This is a genomic window from Microcystis sp. BLCC-F209 (genome assembly GCF_041928595.1).
Classification (GTDB): domain Bacteria; phylum Cyanobacteriota; class Cyanobacteriia; order Cyanobacteriales; family Microcystaceae; genus Microcystis.
In genome coordinates this window covers 1-16,469 of record NZ_JBHFLL010000243.1, presented here as the reverse complement: position 1 = coordinate 16,469, position 16,469 = coordinate 1, and the positions used below count along the sequence as shown (strand labels likewise).

Genomic DNA, 16,469 nt, shown 5'->3' with positions numbered 1-16,469 from the left:
TCCCAGCTTTGGTGGGTAAAATGTATTCTAAGATACATTTCTCAAGAGCGAGGGGGTGGAACGAACCACAAAGACACAAAGGACACAAAGATCGATCGATCCTATGTCAATTAAACTTATCACACAGAACCTAGAAGAGCCACCAGAAGAGCCAAAAAACTCCCTACTTCCCACTATCCTATTAAACAGGATTGAGAATGACTAACTATTTTATCATCAGTCAGATCGAGGTAAAATTATAAATTATGGAATCACCGATCGAACGTTTTAGACTATCTCAAACCGCCAAAGATAGCCTAATAAAATTAAAACGCTACACCAAAATTGACCAATGGAATATCCTCTGTCGTTGGGCTTTTTGTCGTTCCCTTGCCGAACCGAGTCTCCCCTCTCCCGTTCCCATTCCTGCCGATAGCAATGTAGAATTATCTTGGAAAGTATTCGGGGGAGAAATGGCCGATATTTTCCTAATTGCCCTCAAACAACGTTGTCATCAAGACGGATTAGGAACCGATAAAGAAACCCTAACTCAACAATTTCGCTTACATTTACATCGCGGTATCGGTTATCTTGCTGGGGATACCAAGCTAAAAAAAATTGATAATTTGATCGAATTAGAGAGAGAAAATCTCAGAGAATCTTAACCAAGAATGATCTGTTTTCAGGGGGAGCGCATCTCAAACGCTATTGACAATTGGCCAATTTTGTGATGGTATTTAAAAGAGGGCGGCTATCGGGGGATGAGAAAAAATGGAAAATTTAATCGAGGAAGCACTAAGCCATCGAGCGATTAATCATCCGTATTTACTGGCTTTAGAAAAAGGAGAATTTCAACATACTGATGAGGTTCTCAAAGACTTTGCCAGTCAATACGGAGCTTATAGTGACTGGTTTTCCCGTTATTTAACAGCAGTAATATCAAAGCTAGAAAATCCCACTCATCGAAATCATCTGCTGGAGAACTTAGCTGAAGAAAACGGACATCTACACCATGAAGATCTCGAAGCAATCCGTAAATTAGGTATTAAGGACGAGTGGGTACAGGAAATTCCTCACCCACAGTTATTCAAGCGTTTTCAAGAAGCGATGGGAGTAGATAGCAGGCAACCGCCTTGTGTTGAAGTGGAAATCTGGCGTGAATCATTCTTATCGCTGCTCCAGAATGGAAGCTCACTCCAAGCTATTGGAGCCATAGGTTTAGGGACTGAATCTGTTGTTAAATTTATCTACAAACACATTATTGAAGCGATTAAAAACCATACATCATTATCCTTGCAGCAATATGTATTTTTTCCTTTACACACAGAAGTGGAGGATGAACACAGCTTAACTTTAGTTGAAATTGCTAAGGAATTAGCCAGTGAAGGCGAACAGGCTGTTCTGGAATTACGGAAAGGAATGTTAAAAGCCTTAGATCTACGTGCTGCTTACTGGGACAATATGTATGAACGTGCGTTGGCGCTAGATAAATCTTTGACATCATCAGACATACCCAAGATTGTTACGCTTTTCACTAAAATGATTAAAAGCAAAAAGCTGTCTAATCAGGAACAGGAACTTTTATTGCATCAAATCAATGATGTGCGTATTGGATTGACGCAAGACTTATCTACTGTTCCAGTGGAAAAACTACTACCCGGATTGAGTTCACTTTTGCTATACGGGATGCAAAGGGAAAAGCACAAGGAAGAAGTTCTGAACTTGTTAAATTGGCTTGAAAATCCATCTGATGAATGCCAATGTTCTCAAACAATATTAAGGCTTGCTTCACAACTTTATCATGATTTTCAAACAGTGCGACTGGGAGCCTTGACCGAAAAAATTAATCAACAAAAAAGCTTGACTCATGTGCAAGAAGGTAAAGAGCTTATTTCAACAATTAGCGCCAGCAACTTAGAAGCTTTATACAACAATCAGGTTGATAAACTCAATATTGATTTTAACGTATTTCGCCTACCGTTTGCTCTAGAAGTTTTAGATGCACGCCTAGTCATAGTCAAGCCAGGAAAGGCGAATGAAATGCACCGACACGCACATGAAACCGTATTTGTATTTCTTCAGGGTCAAGGAAAAGTTATTGTTGATCAATACGAAAACGAAGTCGAACCGGGTACTTTTGCTGTTATTCCCCGTTGGTGTGTGCATCAATCTGTGAACTTAGGAGAAGAAGAGCTAATTTTTCTGGCGATAGCTGATTTTGGATTAACTGGTAAAAGTTTTATGGGTAATTACTTACACAGTGCTAGACTAAAACAAAATTAGTGCAAATTTTATCCCGTTAGATAGGTATGAAAGCAACACAAGAAACCAAAAAACTTTACGACGAAAGCGCAGGAGACTGGAAACGAGTAGAACCGATTTTGCTTTCTGATTACTCCGCTCGTCCGTTTGTCATTGATTTATGTGAACCGATTGTCAATAAGAAAATATTAGATCTAGGCTGTGGGGAAGGTTATGTAGGAAGAGAGTTAATTAACCGAGGCGCTCAATATGTTCATGGGATTGATATTTCATCACAAATGATCGAGCAGGCCTTGATTCAAAAAAACGAGCATCAGATTATTAATGTTTCCTATGAAACTGCTGATATTCGTGATTTTGGGGTAACTGAGTCCGAACAATACGATTTAGTTCTGGCTATGTTCCTGTTCAACTACTTAAATGTTTCAGAAACTATTAGCACGATGCAGAAAGCCTACCAACTTTTGAAATTCGGTGGATATTTCCTGTTCGCCGTCCCCCATCCCTCTTTACCTTTTCTGAAAAAAGATAAGTTTCCGTTTTATTTTAAACCGAAAGCTGGCTATTTTTCCGGACGCAATCAATTATTCCCCGGTGAGATTTGGCGCAGAGATAGAAAAGCCGTCGCCGTGCAATGTGTTCATAAAACTATGGAAGATTACTTCACATCTCTTCGTTTAGCAGCCTTCACAAAAATGCCAGAAGTTTATGAACTAAAAATTAATCAGGAACATTTAGAACTAGACCCAGAATTTTTTACTCCGCTCATTGACCTTCCCCTTCACGTTGCTTTCAAAATTCAAAAATGATTAGACCAATTTTTGATCCTAATATTTCATTACTGACTTGGAAAAAATTGCCCGATCCTTCTCAACTATTTTTTAGTTTACCCAAATCATTAGTCTTGGATTTACTGAAAACAAGCAATCACAAATGGCTTGAAAAACCCAACGAAATAGGACAGGAAACAGTCAATAAAAATCTTGACTTTTTCCTGCCGTTTCGTGAGAAATTGCTCCTAGAATCCGGAATAGTTATTTTCCGATTAGAACCCGCATTAACAGAAACAGAAATGCGGTTAATTTATGCTTTTATTTCTCGCATTTTTGGACGACTAAACCACCGCTATGGCTATTTTTTTGATGTAATCGATCGAGGAATGGATTACACTAAAGAAGCTATACCCGTTTCGATGACGAATGCAGAAACTGGCTATCATACTGATAGTACAGCCAAAAACTACTTCCCTGATCTTGTTGGCTTACTGTGTCTTGCTGCCGCGGATGAGGGAGGAGATTCCCTTGTAGTAAACGCCGCCAATTTATATCAATATTTCTGGCAACACCATACAGACCTAGTTCCCTATCTTTACGAACCTTTGGCGCGCGATGTGATTACACCTGGAGAGATTAATTCTCAAGAAGCTATTCAAAAGAATAATTTCCCCTTATTCTCAACAGATTCTCGGGGTCTGGTTTTTCGTTATATGCGGTACTGGATTGAAGTCGCTTACTCCAAACTGGAAATAGCGCAACCGGAAGCTATCACAAAAACACTCGACATCATCGACGACTTTTTTTCAAAACCAGAAAATATAGTCCGCTTCAAAATGAAAAAAGGTGATATATTTTACATTAATAATCGCTTTTTATGCCACAATAGAACCGCTTTTAAAAATTCAGGAAAACCCCGACAGATGGTCCGTAGTTGGATTAACCTTTAAACAAAATACGTCCAAGGGAGAAAGTGAACCGGTCAAGGTACAGAGTACGATGACCTCAACTTCCTTGTCACCCCTTCAGTGGTTCAAACTCACCCTAAAAAACCTTCGGTCGGCCTAAAGTAGTGATATAGATAACTGCTTCATCGGAGGGAATGCCTAACACTTCATTCACTTGATCATCAAAAAAACCACCGATACCACTAACCCCTAACCCCAGATGAATAGCTGCTAAATTTAATCTCTGTCCCAAATGGCCCGCATCTGCATGAAGATAACGATAAACTCGATCGCCATATTTAGCCACTGCTTTTGACAGATCCGCCGTATGAAAAACCACAGCAGCCGCATCCCGTCCCAAATCCTGACCTAAACAGAGATAATGTAACTCTTGCCGGAAATTTTTAAAGCGAATTTGCCGCAATTCTTGGGCTTTAGGAGCATAATAATAACAGCCTTCCTCTAATCCAGTTACTGCCGAAACAGCGATAAAAGTTTCCAATAAATCCAGAGCAAAATAATCGGGATTGGGATCGAGATTTTGACTGGCATAATCTTGGGGTTGATAGGTAAAATGCAGCAGCGCTCGCAATTCGTCTAAACTGAGACTAGCACCACTATAAGCGCGGGTAGATCTGCGTTTAAGCATCGTACTTTCCAGATCTATTACATCTTCCCCCCAATTGACAGGACGGGATGTCACGGAAACTTTTAGACAAAAAGGAAAATTATATTTATCTTCCCAATTAGACGGAGTAACGGCTGCTTCTATCTTCTCATCTGTAGCTATGATAGTGGCTCGCTGTAGGGAGCTTAATAATTCTCCCTCGGGAATTTCGGGATAAACAGTCGTGGTTGCCGAAGGTAGTGCCGTGGTACTAGGGGGGAGATTTTGCTGGATATTGAGCAGATCTGCCAAAGGAATCACCGTCATGACACTTTCCTTCTCGGAATCAAGATAAAGCAATTCATTCATCTGACTATCGTTAAAACCACCGATTAAATGGGCGCGATAGTCATTAATCGAGGCTGATAGCTCAATATTGCCCAATAAATGCCCTGTATCGAGGAAAATACGCCGATAAGCTCGATCTTCGTAGCGCCAAGCGGATCGATAAAAAATGGCACTGGTAACTAAAGCGATATCGGTATTTTCTAAAACAGGATTCCAGAAACAAGCAGATTGTAGGTTAGTCCAGACATCACTTTCCCAGAATAAAAGCAGCGAGTGACTTTGACCTTGGTAACTGTAGAGACCGGCGGGTAAAAATTCCGTGCCACGGGAGATCAGATAGACCTCGGCGGGGTATAATCCACCAGCAGAGGGTGCGGAACGTAGGTACAAGGGACTGCCCATAGTGGCGATTTTGGCAGTTAAACCATAGCTACAGCCCAAAATTCGCGATATACGTCGCCAAAAGTCTCCTTTTTGGGGAACTGTTTGACGGGAGAGGTAGGGTTTGAGATCGAAAGTCTGACCGATTTTGTATTCTTTAAAGGGATAGGGTTGTTGACTCCAATCAAGACCTTTACTTTTTGAGGCGATCGTCTGGGGGTCGTATTTGGTCCGCTCGTGGTAGTATTGGGCGATCGAGATTGGCTGATCTGGCATGATAAAGATAGGCTGTCTAAGCTTTACTTTTTAGTGTAATATCGATGACCCCCAAAAAATCAACCAGCCAGAGAGTCGATCAGCTAAAAGTAAAGATAATTACAAATTTCACCCACATAAAATCTATGGAAATTATCGCTGTTTTACTGGGAGTTTTCGGTTTAGGGACAGGTGCGGGTTTATTAGTCATCCGTAACTATTACCATATCTGTCAACCGAGCGAAGTTTTAATTTTTGCCGGTAGTCGTCGTCCCACGGCCACGGGCAAAACCATCGGTTATCGTTTGGTAAAAGGGGGCAGCAGTATTCGTTTACCTATGCTAGAACAAGTGTATCGAATGGACCTGACCAACATGATCATCGATCTCAGGGTGGTTAATGCCTATTCTAAGGGCGGTGTGCCGTTAATCGTCACCGGGGTGGCAAATATTAAAATTGCCGGGGAAGAACCGATTATTCATAATGCGATCGAGCGTTTATTGGGCAAGAAACGCAAGGAAATCGAACAATTAGCTAAAGAAACCCTGGAGGGCAATTTGCGCGGTGTCTTGGCGAATTTAACCCCAGAACAAGCGAACTCCGATCAGATCGCTTTCGCTAAAAGTCTCCTGGAAGAAGCGGAACAGGATCTAGAAAAATTGGGTTTAGTTTTGGATAGTTTGCAGATCCAGAATATCTCCGATGAGGTGCGTTATCTCGATTCGATCGGACGGAAGCAAAAAGCTGAATTACAGAGAGATGCCCGGATAGCAGAAGCAAAAGCCAGAAAAACATCGATTATCAAGGCTTCCGAGAATCAACGCTTAACCGCTTTGCGTCGTATCCAAAAAGATTTAGAAATAGCCAAAGCTGACGCAGAAAAACGGGTGCGCGACACTCAAACTAAGCGCGGCGCCATGATTGCTGAGGTAGAATCGGTGGTTATGTCCGATTTGGCTAAAGTACAGGCCGAAGTGGCGGTACAAAACGCCCGAATTAAGCAGGTGAAACAGCAATTACAAGCAGATGTGATCGCTCCTGCGGCAGCAGAATGTCAACAAGCGATCGCAAAAGCCCGGGGGGAAGCGGCCAAAATTATCGAACAGGGGAAAGCGCAAGCGGAAGGAACCAAAAAACTGGCGGCCTCTTGGCAAGGAGCGGGAAATAACGCTAAAAACATCTTTTTATATCAAAAACTGGAGTTATTACTTAAATTAATGGCCGCTAGTGTGCCAGAAGTGCAGGTGCAAACGGTGACGGTGGTGAACGGAGGTGATGGTAATCTTGTCCCGAAAATGACTGCCTTTGCCGAACAATTGCGTCAAGCTACCGGGGTGGATCTGGTACAAATGGCTAATCGCATAGCACAAACCGAGCCATCTGTCAAGGGCAAAGAGACAAATTTTGATTTTAAAAAATTGCCCTCTTGAATCAGTTATCAGTGATCAGTTATCAGTTATCAGTAGGAGGATAGAGTATTAAGTGAGCAGTATTAAATGGCAGTAAAAGTCCTGTCTGTTCACTGATTACTGATTACTGATTACTGATTATTGTCCACTAGAATGTTAATCAAGTTTGGAGACCACCGCCATGGATGACTTAATTAATGATCCCTCCCCTTCTCCCCAAGACATAGAAATGACGCGGACTCCCCCCTGGGGAACGGTGACGGTATTGGAGGAAGGTCCGCGGTATCGCATCAATCGCATTGTCATTAAACCCGGCCATCACATGAGTAGCCAAATGCACTACCATCGCAGTGAACACTGGATTGTCGTCTCTGGTACAGCGCGGGTAATCTGTGATGAAAAAGAAACTCTCCTCAAACAAAAAGAATCTACCTATGTTCCTATGAATACCCGTCATCGGTTGGAAAACCCCGGTTCTATTCCTCTGGTGATGATTGAGGTGCAAAATGGCGAATATTTAGGAGATGATGATATTCACCGTTTTGATGATCGAGAATAGGACAGTTTTCTTCCGTATATACTTTAGTTATTTGCCAAAATCTCGATCGTGCATGAAAAAATTATCCTAGTTACAGGGGCTGCCCGTTCTGGGAAAAGTGAATGGGCCGAATATTTAGCCAAAATCAGCCAAAAACCCGTTATTTATATCGCCACCTCCTCGGTGGATGAAAAAGATCAAGAATGGTGCGATCGCATTGAAAGACACCGGCAGCGACGTTCCCCCCAATGGCAAACCCAAGAAATTCCCCGACAATTAAGCGAAACTATTGATAATAGCCCATTTACTCACTGTTTATTGATCGATTCCCTCGGTACTTGGGTAGCCAATTGTTTAGAAATGTCGGCAGCTGAATGGTTAGAAATTAGCGATCGATTCTTGTATTCCCTCAAAAACGCGGCGGTTGATGTTATTCTGGTAGCGGAAGAAACCGGTTGGGGTGTGGTTCCCGCTTATCCCCTCGGTCGTCTGTTTCGCGATCGTTTAGGCGATCTCTGTCGTAGAATTGGCACAATAGCAGACGCGGTTTATCTAGTTACCGGCGGCCATGCTCTTAATTTAAGTCAATTGGGTCAGTCTTTGTCGATAATTGGGCAATAGAGAAGATGAGCAGCGATTATCAGCGTCAAGTGATTGATTTTTATGCCCTTCGTCACGATTACGATAACGATTTTACACAAGCTCGCGCCCTTAAATTAGTAAATTATCTCTATTTACAAAAAAGCCAATCTGTGCTAGACGTGGCAACGGGAACGGGATTTATAGCGGTAGCAATTGCCCCAAAAGTAAAAAGTGTCATCGGGGTTGATTTCACGCCAGAAATGATTGCCAGAGCCGAAAAAAAGCTAGAAGCATTAAATATCGAGAATATTGACCTAATTAACGCCGATATAGCTGCCATTGACTTTGCCGAGTCTAGTTTCGATCTGATTACCTGTTCTCTGGCGATTGCACTTTTCCCCGATATCCCGCAAGTGCTGGCAAAATGGTATCAATGGTTAAAAAAAGGCGGTTCGGTCGCTTTTTCCTGTAACAATTTAGAATCCCACTTCCTACCCTTGATCAGTGGTGTTTGTCGCGAAACCTATGGTTTTGAGTTGCCTAATCTGCATACTCCCATCGCCACCCCGGAAAAATGCCATCAATTGCTGGAAAATGCGGGATTTACCAATATATCGGTCAATGTCGAACAACTAGGTCGATATTTGCCCCTAGAAACCGCCAAAAACTTCTGGTATGGGCAGTATTTTTATCCTCAGCATAACCCTTTTGACCGCCTATCGGCTGCCGAAATTGCGACTCTAGTGAACAATTATCGCCGAGAAATCGAGAAAAATGCCACCGATCAGGGGGTATGGCAAGATGCAACCACCTTTTTTATCACTGCTAGTAAAAGTTAGAAAAAGATCATGAGTCAAGTTAAAACCATCTCCGGACGAGCTTTACCCTTGCGAGGCAACGATATTGACACCGATCGCATTATTCCGGCTCGTTTTTTGCGTTGTATCACCTTTGAAGGTTTAGGCGAACAAGTGTTCGCTGATGATCGAGCGGCTTTACAGGGGAGTCATCCTTTCGATCTACCCCAGTACCAAGGAGCGAAAATTTTGGTAGTTAATGGTAATTTTGGTTGTGGCTCTTCTCGGGAACACGCACCGCAAGCGATTTTACGTTGGGGAATTCAAGCAATTATCGGGGAAAGTTTCGCCGAAATATTTTTTGGCAATTGTATCGCTAATGGGGTTCCCTGTGTCACTGCTGAGGCAAAAACCATCACCCATTTACAGGATTTAATTACAGCTAATCCCGAAATTCCCGTCGATCTTTCCTTGACAACCATGACAGTGGAATGGGGGGATTTTGTCGCTACCGTGTCTATGAATGAAGGTTCCCGACAGATGTTAATAGAAGGGGGTTGGGATACCTGCGGACAGCTTTTACAAAATCTCGATCTGATTCAATCTACCGCCCAAAAGTTACCCTATTTAAGTTTCGTCTAGGGAAACAATCTAGGCTGAGGGTGCGTTAGTAATAGATTAACGTACCCCGGCAAGGATTTTGTTTGCAATGCAGCATCTGTAAATATTAAAAAATCTGCCTTATGACTAATTCTGATAATAATCTCCAAAATATCCAAGAACCGATTTTAAACGCTCCCGAAGATGTACGAAAAATCATCGATCGCGTTTTAAAATTGGAAAGAGATAAATTATACCAGCGCAATCCTCGTAATATCAATGATGATGTTTTAACGATTATTAAAGAAGTAATTCAATAATCAGTTATCAGTTATCAGTTATCAGTTATCAGTTATCAGTTATCGGTTTACTGAAAAAACTTCCCCATCATCCCCTCCATATAAATATGAAACTACTATCAATAAAGTTATGTAATTTTCGACAATTTTATGGTAAGACTCCTGAGATACATTTAGCGGCAAGTTCTCGCAATACAACGGTAATTTATGGCAATAATGGAGCGGGAAAAACAACCATTTTAAATGCTTGTACTTGGGTACTGTATGAAAAATTTACAGCAGCTTTTGCCGAACCAGAGTTATTAGTTAATAAACGGGCAATTACCGAAGTAAGCACGGGGACCTCCATAGAATGTTCCGCAGAAGTAAACTTTGAACATGAAAATAAACGCTATCAGGTAAAACGAAAATTTTTCGCCTACCAAGATGTAAATAGTAAAATTAAATACGGTTCAAATAGTTTGTATATGCTCTACGCTGGTGATGATGGCAATTGGTACACACCCAATCAACCAGCGGAGGATATTATTAATCAAATTTTACCCGAAAGTTTACACCGTTATTTCTTTTTTGATGGCGAATATATCGATCATCAATTCCGCAGTAGTAGCCAAGGTAAAATCGCCGAGGATACAAAGGAATTATTGGGAGTTAAAGTATTAGATCGAGCGATCGAGCATTTAAAAAAAGCCAAAAAATCTTTACAAGATGATCTTAAAGATTTAGGTGAATCGGATTTAAAAAAGTTATTAAAACAGGAAAGTAAAATTGAGCAGGATTTCGAGAAATTAAAACAGCGTCAGCAGGATATTATTAACCAGTTATCCCAGCAGGAAGAGTTAAAAAAGGCCGTGACTAATCGCTTACTAGAGTTAAGTGGTGCCGAGGAATTAAAACAGTTAAAAGAAAAATTAGAACAACAGGAAAGAAATCTGCGGCAAGATTTAGTCAGAACTAAAGATAAATTAAAGAAATTAATTTCTCAGCAAGCTTATCAAGTCTTTTTAAAAGGAATTAATCAAAATTTTCAGCAATTAATCGATCGCCTACGACAACAGGGGGAATTACCCAGTGGTATCAAACAGCAATTTGTCCAACAATTATTAGAGCGGAAAAAATGTATTTGTGGCCAGGAATTACAGGAAAATAGCCAAGCTTATTTACAGGTGGAAGACTGGATGAATAAAGCAGGAATGGCCGATGTGGAAGAAGCAGCCATTCGCTTATCTTCCACAGTCAAAGAAATGGATAAAAAAGTCTTAGATTTTTGGCAAGAAGTGGATAATTATCAAGCTAATATTCACCAATGGCGCTTAGAATTATCTTTGGTAGAATCAGAATTAGATGAAGTGCGGGATAAATTTCGCCATTATCCCGATGAAGATATTAAAAATCTGCAATCTCGCTTAGATGCGATCGAGGATTCCCTAAAAGATTTACGCTTGGAACAAGGCAGCAATAAAAATCAACTAGATATGTATGAAAAAGAGTTAGAATCCCTGCAAAAACAGGTACAGAAACAGCAACAAAAAGAGGAAAAATATAATTTAGGACAACGACGTATTTTAGTGACTCAAGAGGCAATTAATCGCATTAGTGAGGTAAGAAAAAGATTAGAAAATCAGTTTCGTTTGTCCTTAGAAAAACGGGTACAGGAAATCTTTAGCTCAATTTCTTTTACTCCCTATATTCCCCGTATTAGTCCCGATTACGAGGTAAGACTATTAGAAAATACCACAGGATTTGCCATTCCCGTGGCAGCTTCTACCGGAGAAAATCAGATTCTTAGTTTATCTTTTATCGGGGGAATTATCGATCGAGTGCGAGAATGGAGTCAGAAAAATACTTTAATGGGAATTGATAGCAGCACTTTTCCTCTGGTGATGGATTCCCCTTTTGGTAGTCTTGATCATATCTATCGTCGGCAAGTTGCGATCGCGATTCCTAAATTAGCCAATCAGTTAATTGTTTTAGTGACAAAAACTCAATGGAGAGGAGAAGTAGAAACCGAGATTTCTCCCTATATTGGTAAAGAATATGTGTTAGTTTATAATTCTCCGAAAGCAGATTGTCAAGAGGACTTAATTAATCTTCATGGGGTTGATTATTCTCTGGTGAAACGCAGTCCTAATAATTTTGAATATACAGAAATTATCGAAGTTAATCGATTTTCCTCCTGACTACTAAATTCTGTTGTTATAACTAAATTTTAACTTCTAATAAAACGATCAATTGCTGTATTCATTGTCCCAACACGACGGTATAATTCCACAAGTTCCGTGGTGACAATATTATAATCCCCTAAATATTTATGGAGATTAGTTCCTTCTTTTTGATGGGCAATTTCTACTAACCTTTCCTCTCGCAATTCTTGCAAATGATCGAGGATGTTTTCTAAAGTATCTTCGAGGGGAGGTAAGGGAAGAGGAGGATTATTTGTTTGCAAAGCTTCGGTTAATTGCGTCAAAGTTTCGGTTATTTGTTGCGTGAACAGACTGAGATTAGGATGGGGAGGACTACCGCGATATTGTTCCAATTCCGTCAATAAAACTGTCACCCCGCGACCAAAACGAGGAATATAATTACTTAAAGTGATTGCCGGTTCCATTTGGGGAAAGACTGTGCTAGGATCATCAATTAATCTTTGTAGGGCCGTTTGCATCGTTGTATTTGCTCGTCGAGCTTTATCGCGATAGGAAGATAAAATTGCAGTTTGATAGGATGATTCTCCTAAATAAACTGCCATAACTGACTGAAAAAATATTTGATTAGCTTCTAATGCTTTAATGGCAGCGAGGGAAAAACGTTCATCTTCATTAAACCGCAAAAAACCGAAGGAAAGGACAAAGGCCAAAGCACTACCGATTAAAGTATAAATTATTCTGATATACTCTAAATTAATACCGTCATTGCTGGCATCCAGACGACTGATGATTAAAGCAAAAATTGTGATAAAAAATACTGCCAAACTATAGTGAAATCGTACCAAAGCTAAAGCGATCGCTATAGAAATCACCCCAATAATTTCTAACCAGATCGGATTATCGATAATTGGCAACAGTGCCAAAACAAAAAACGAGCCTAAAATTGTGCCAAACACCCGATTAAAAAAGCGTTGAAAAGTCAGGCTAAAATCTGGTTTTAACACAATAACTAAGGTTAAACCAATCCAAAAACTATGGGTAATTCCTAGCTTATTGTAAATCAAGACTCCTAGCGCACTTCCCAAACCCAAGCGTAAACCATGGCGAAATAGGGGCGATTCTAGATTAAAATTAGATTTTAAGGGTTCCCACCAAGCTTTTTCTTGGCTGTACTCTTTTTCTATCCCTTCAAAGTTCCGCTGCCAGGGATTTTTTTTATCGGAAAAGTCCTCGCTTTGCCGCAAATGTTGCGCTGTTTCACTGGCTATTTTTAGCTGTTTAAATAATTTTTTTAAACGATTATTTAATTGCGAAATTGCCACATAACTGCTATAATCATCCTGGGCATTTTCTAAAACTTTAGCTTGCAGGTTTTTTTGTTGCTCGATCGCCTTGAGTAATAGCTGCAAACGCTCACAATCCGGTCGTTTATTTCTACCCAAAATTAACCTGGCAATATCTTCGCAAATTTCCGCCACTTGCACGAGAATATCTTCTAATAAAATAGCCACCGTGGTCAGTTGTGGCAAGGGATGAAGATGAAGCAATTCTCGCAGCGCGATTAAGCTGGTATTAATGCGATCGCTATCTTCAATCAAGACAATTAACAATTCCCGCAGCTCACTCTTTCCCCAACGTCCCCGACGCGTCAAGGTGACAGTTTTCCTAGAACGGAGCAACAGTTGCCGGATTTTATCAAAATATGGCTCCTCATCAGCATTAGAACGAGAGTGTAAAGGCAAAGAGCGGAGATAGGTGGCGATACCCTGAAAATTTTCTGCCGTTACCTGACGTAAAGGCTGATTAGGGCGAAAAGGCCAGATAAACAGTGCTAAAAAAATTGTCCATCCCCCTCCCAACACAACGATTCCGGCCCGTTGTAAAGCGACGATAATATCCCCCGATGGTAGAGAAACAGCAAAAAGCAGCAATAAACTGATTACTAACCCAGCTAACGCCCCATTTTCCCCGTAAACTGTCAAATAACCCGCTAGAAACAACCCGCAAAAAACTATCACCACGGTCAATCCTAGCCAAGCACTGGCTAATGTGCCGATGATCAAAGCTAGAGCCATCCCGACAGTCGTAGCCACCAGGGTTTTCGCTCTCAGGCAGTAAAGTCCCCCCGCATCGGCTAAAATCAAGATTTGAGCCGCTAAACCGACCATTAACCCCAATTTTGACTGATCTAACATATCACCGATAATAATCGGTACCGCGAGCGCCAATAAAGTCCGAATCCCCCGCTCGATCTCGATATCGCCACTAGGACGCAATAAAAAAGCAAATCGCTGAAGTAGCATATAGCACTTATCTTAATTGTCAGGTATGAGGTTTTCGTTTTGGGGAGTCATACTAAATCCCGTGAGTATAAGTTACATATCTGGAAAGGCACTCCTGTAAAAGAGGGAATAGATAATCACTCTTTAATAACCGGATTTAGTATCAGTATTCTCCGAGTCACCTGATTAGGTAACGATTTCTTTCCCGTCTCCTTTCTCCTGTCTCCTGTCTCCTGACTCCTAACTCCTTAATTCTGCCCTATTAGGGCAGCCAACGGGGTTTAAAACCGGCGTTGAGTTCTTGAGGTAAAATTTTCGGGGTGCTATTGGGACTGAATTGATCCGGGAGTGGTAATAACCAGAGACGACCATCGGCAATGCTCGACCCCTCCCCAGTGACTAGATCATTTCCGACTCCAAAGGGTATGGTTACTAACTGATCAAATAATAAGGCCACGCCATCGGGAGACATACTCATCTGCACGTCACGATAATTAGGTAAGGCCAGCAGGGGGATCATTTTACCCGTTTCTAGGTCAATAATCCCTAAAAAAGGCTCTTCTTTCACTTTGCCATCGCTGCCCATAACCAGATCGCTTTTCAGACAGTAAAGGGTTTTTTCCTGTCGCGGTTCAAATTCACAGCTAATAATCGGATTAGCTGTTCTTAATAGTAGTCTTGACTCTCCCCGATCGTCGAGCAGAAATAGCGATCGCTGATTATCCGGTTCTGATTTTACCATTAGTTTTTGGCGACCATCCCGGGAAAAAGCGAGGATTTTCTCGTAGGTAGGCAAAAATTGTGGTTTTCCTCCTTGGACATCCAAAGGAATCACCGCTACCCCTCCCGTTTGACTGACAACCGCTTTTTTCCCGTCGGGAGATAGTAAAAAATTATCCCCTTGTATTCCTAACGGTCGCGATTGTCCATCATCCCTGATTACCCATAAACTGGCATCCCCCGGATTCCCATGATTGATTCTCTGCACGATTAGGGTTTTGCCGTTATCTGAGAGATTAAAACGCAGATTTTGATAGGTTTTTGCATCTAAAAACCTTTCTATACGACCACTGGCCAAATTTTGACTATTTTCGTCATGATTTAACCCCGTGGTAATTGTGTAAAGTTGCTGTTTTGGGGTATCTCGTCCTAAGTCAGAGCGATCGAAGGCCGAGAATAAAATTCTATCCCCCCTCGGATAGATTTGAAAATCCGTGACCACCAGATCCCCGGGGGTAAGGATGGTTTTTTTCAGTTCTGTGACGTTATTTGCCCCCTGAATGATATTACAGACAATTAAACGGCCTCTTTCCTCTTGGTTGACTCCAATATAGGCAAAAGCTCGATCGTGGCTGTAAAATTCGCCGATAAAGTCCTCTCCTTGGGCAATGGGTAACTTTATCTGATATTTTTTGCCGTAGATTGGCAATTCCGTCAAAGTATAAGTCAAGCGATCGCCAGACCAGCTAATTTTACCCGGTAAGGGAGGATCGATCACCAAGCTGGTTTCCACCTCCGAACGGTCAATCGGTCGATTAAAACTTAAAGTAAAATAATTGTCCCTAACGCCGATTTTTCGTCCTTGCCAGCTAAAATTCTCCCCTCGCGTAGGAACTTGATTTCCCTGGATCAAAATCGACGATATCGCCGCAATTAAAGCCAAAATAGTCGCTAACACTAAGCGATCGAACCAAGCTAATCTTTTCATCAGTTATCAGTTATCAGTTATCAGTTATCAAGAGTCAGTCAGGAGTCAGTCAGGAGTCAGTCAGGAGGCAATAGGCAATAGGCAATAGGCAATAGGCAATAGGCAATAGGCAATAGGCAGCTTTATTCTCCCCACACCCCACACCCCACACCCTACACCCTACACCCCACACCCTACACCCCACTTTCTCATCAGCTTTAGTAATGATTGTCATCGGTTTTTTCAATCGAATAAATAAAAACGCCCCCAAAAAGGAAGCGTTTTTTAACTTATCATGAGGACTTAGCAAAATGTGTGCAGAGTTAGAATGCGGATGTTGGATGGGGATCCAGCATCTGTTTATTTTTAACCACCGATCGCCGGTGTCGTCAAGGCCATAGGGATGGCATTACCGGAAGCTAAATCGAGGGGGAAGTTTTGACATCCTCACCGCCGTAAAACGGACGGCGATTCCCAAACCTCACGATTTAGGTTTCTGCTTCTTTCCCTTGCGGGGTTCCGCACCTGCCTTAACAGATTTACTCTGTTCTGGTCTTATGGTCGCTCTACAGACTGACA

Annotated in this window: 14 protein-coding genes; 11 read left to right on the top strand and 3 right to left on the bottom strand. The window is 41.5% G+C overall.

Annotated elements, in window-relative coordinates; translation table 11 throughout:
- Positions 1-245: 245 nt before the first annotated feature.
- The 4 genes from dndE (at position 246) to ACE1AQ_RS15555 (ending at position 3,964) form a co-directional block, all read left to right on the top strand.
- Positions 246-644, top strand: coding sequence for a DNA sulfur modification protein DndE (gene dndE, locus ACE1AQ_RS15570; RefSeq protein WP_004160206.1), 399 nt, complete (start codon positions 246-248; stop codon positions 642-644).
- A 106-nt stretch (positions 645-750) separates the two neighbouring features.
- Positions 751-2,262 (top strand): cupin domain-containing protein, encoded by a 1,512-nt coding sequence (locus ACE1AQ_RS15565; RefSeq protein ID WP_008201336.1) that lies wholly within the window; start codon positions 751-753, stop codon positions 2,260-2,262.
- Between the two features lie 26 nt (positions 2,263-2,288).
- Positions 2,289-3,050, top strand: coding sequence for a bifunctional 2-polyprenyl-6-hydroxyphenol methylase/3-demethylubiquinol 3-O-methyltransferase UbiG (locus ACE1AQ_RS15560; protein WP_008201339.1), 762 nt, complete (start codon positions 2,289-2,291; stop codon positions 3,048-3,050).
- Positions 3,047-3,964 (top strand): TauD/TfdA family dioxygenase, encoded by a 918-nt coding sequence (locus ACE1AQ_RS15555; RefSeq protein WP_008201341.1) that lies wholly within the window; start codon positions 3,047-3,049, stop codon positions 3,962-3,964. The genes ACE1AQ_RS15560 and ACE1AQ_RS15555 overlap by 4 nt, the downstream gene beginning before the upstream one ends.
- Positions 3,965-4,058: 94 nt before the next feature.
- Here the strand turns inward: ACE1AQ_RS15555 and ACE1AQ_RS15550 are convergent, their stop codons facing one another.
- A complete protein-coding gene (locus tag ACE1AQ_RS15550; RefSeq protein ID WP_008201344.1) occupies positions 4,059-5,573 on the bottom strand; it encodes a SagB/ThcOx family dehydrogenase in 1,515 nt (504 codons plus the stop codon).
- 125 nt (positions 5,574-5,698) lie between these two features.
- Between ACE1AQ_RS15550 and ACE1AQ_RS15545 the strand changes: the two genes are divergently transcribed.
- The 7 genes from ACE1AQ_RS15545 to ACE1AQ_RS15515 all read left to right on the top strand — a co-directional run bounded on the left by ACE1AQ_RS15545 (position 5,699) and on the right by ACE1AQ_RS15515 (position 11,957).
- On the top strand, positions 5,699-6,982 hold the full coding sequence (locus tag ACE1AQ_RS15545; RefSeq protein ID WP_008201346.1) for a flotillin family protein: 1,284 nt from the start codon (positions 5,699-5,701) through the stop codon (positions 6,980-6,982).
- 160 nt (positions 6,983-7,142) lie between these two features.
- The gene (locus ACE1AQ_RS15540; RefSeq protein WP_110543779.1) at positions 7,143-7,520 is read left to right on the top strand and encodes a phosphomannose isomerase type II C-terminal cupin domain; all 378 of its coding nucleotides are present in this window, start codon (positions 7,143-7,145) and stop codon (positions 7,518-7,520) included.
- A 48-nt stretch (positions 7,521-7,568) separates the two neighbouring features.
- The gene (cobU, locus tag ACE1AQ_RS15535; protein ID WP_110543776.1) at positions 7,569-8,120 is read left to right on the top strand and encodes a bifunctional adenosylcobinamide kinase/adenosylcobinamide-phosphate guanylyltransferase; all 552 of its coding nucleotides are present in this window, start codon (positions 7,569-7,571) and stop codon (positions 8,118-8,120) included.
- A gap of 5 nt (positions 8,121-8,125) precedes the next feature.
- On the top strand, positions 8,126-8,920 hold the full coding sequence (locus tag ACE1AQ_RS15530) for a class I SAM-dependent methyltransferase (protein ID WP_110543773.1): 795 nt from the start codon (positions 8,126-8,128) through the stop codon (positions 8,918-8,920).
- A 9-nt stretch (positions 8,921-8,929) separates the two neighbouring features.
- Positions 8,930-9,520: a 3-isopropylmalate dehydratase small subunit gene (leuD, locus tag ACE1AQ_RS15525; protein ID WP_002792549.1), complete on the top strand. Its 591-nt coding sequence runs from the start codon at positions 8,930-8,932 to the stop codon at positions 9,518-9,520.
- A 101-nt stretch (positions 9,521-9,621) separates the two neighbouring features.
- Entirely contained in the window at positions 9,622-9,798 is a 177-nt protein-coding gene (locus tag ACE1AQ_RS15520) for a hypothetical protein (RefSeq protein WP_002740601.1), read from the top strand.
- A gap of 86 nt (positions 9,799-9,884) precedes the next feature.
- Entirely contained in the window at positions 9,885-11,957 is a 2,073-nt protein-coding gene (locus tag ACE1AQ_RS15515) for an AAA family ATPase (protein ID WP_110543768.1), read from the top strand.
- Positions 11,958-11,986: 29 nt separating this feature from the next.
- Here ACE1AQ_RS15515 and ACE1AQ_RS15510 read toward each other — a convergent pair whose 3' ends face one another.
- A complete protein-coding gene (locus ACE1AQ_RS15510; protein ID WP_008201361.1) occupies positions 11,987-14,224 on the bottom strand; it encodes an FUSC family protein in 2,238 nt (745 codons plus the stop codon).
- Positions 14,225-14,465: 241 nt separating this feature from the next.
- Positions 14,466-15,911 carry an Ig-like domain-containing protein gene (locus ACE1AQ_RS15505; RefSeq protein ID WP_110543766.1) on the bottom strand — a complete coding sequence of 482 codons (1,446 nt, stop codon included), beginning with the start codon at positions 15,909-15,911 and terminating at the stop codon, positions 14,466-14,468.
- Between the last annotated feature and the right edge of the window lie 558 nt (positions 15,912-16,469).

Excerpts from the sequence above, each read along its gene's own strand:
- ACE1AQ_RS15540 (WP_110543779.1), top strand. The coding sequence starts at position 7,143 with ATGGATGACTTAATTAATGATCCCTCCCCTTCTCCCCAAGACATAGAA.
- ACE1AQ_RS15515 (WP_110543768.1), top strand. The coding sequence starts at position 9,885 with ATGAAACTACTATCAATAAAGTTATGTAATTTTCGACAATTTTATGGT.
- ACE1AQ_RS15520 (WP_002740601.1), top strand. The coding sequence starts at position 9,622 with ATGACTAATTCTGATAATAATCTCCAAAATATCCAAGAACCGATTTTA.
- ACE1AQ_RS15550 (WP_008201344.1), bottom strand. The coding sequence starts at position 5,573 with ATGCCAGATCAGCCAATCTCGATCGCCCAATACTACCACGAGCGGACC.
- ACE1AQ_RS15530 (WP_110543773.1), top strand. The coding sequence starts at position 8,126 with ATGAGCAGCGATTATCAGCGTCAAGTGATTGATTTTTATGCCCTTCGT.
- dndE (WP_004160206.1), top strand. The coding sequence starts at position 246 with ATGGAATCACCGATCGAACGTTTTAGACTATCTCAAACCGCCAAAGAT.
- ACE1AQ_RS15565 (WP_008201336.1), top strand. The coding sequence starts at position 751 with ATGGAAAATTTAATCGAGGAAGCACTAAGCCATCGAGCGATTAATCAT.
- leuD (WP_002792549.1), top strand. The coding sequence starts at position 8,930 with ATGAGTCAAGTTAAAACCATCTCCGGACGAGCTTTACCCTTGCGAGGC.
- ACE1AQ_RS15560 (WP_008201339.1), top strand. The coding sequence starts at position 2,289 with ATGAAAGCAACACAAGAAACCAAAAAACTTTACGACGAAAGCGCAGGA.
- ACE1AQ_RS15545 (WP_008201346.1), top strand. The coding sequence starts at position 5,699 with ATGGAAATTATCGCTGTTTTACTGGGAGTTTTCGGTTTAGGGACAGGT.
- ACE1AQ_RS15505 (WP_110543766.1), bottom strand. The coding sequence starts at position 15,911 with ATGAAAAGATTAGCTTGGTTCGATCGCTTAGTGTTAGCGACTATTTTG.
- ACE1AQ_RS15555 (WP_008201341.1), top strand. The coding sequence starts at position 3,047 with ATGATTAGACCAATTTTTGATCCTAATATTTCATTACTGACTTGGAAA.
- ACE1AQ_RS15510 (WP_008201361.1), bottom strand. The coding sequence starts at position 14,224 with ATGCTACTTCAGCGATTTGCTTTTTTATTGCGTCCTAGTGGCGATATC.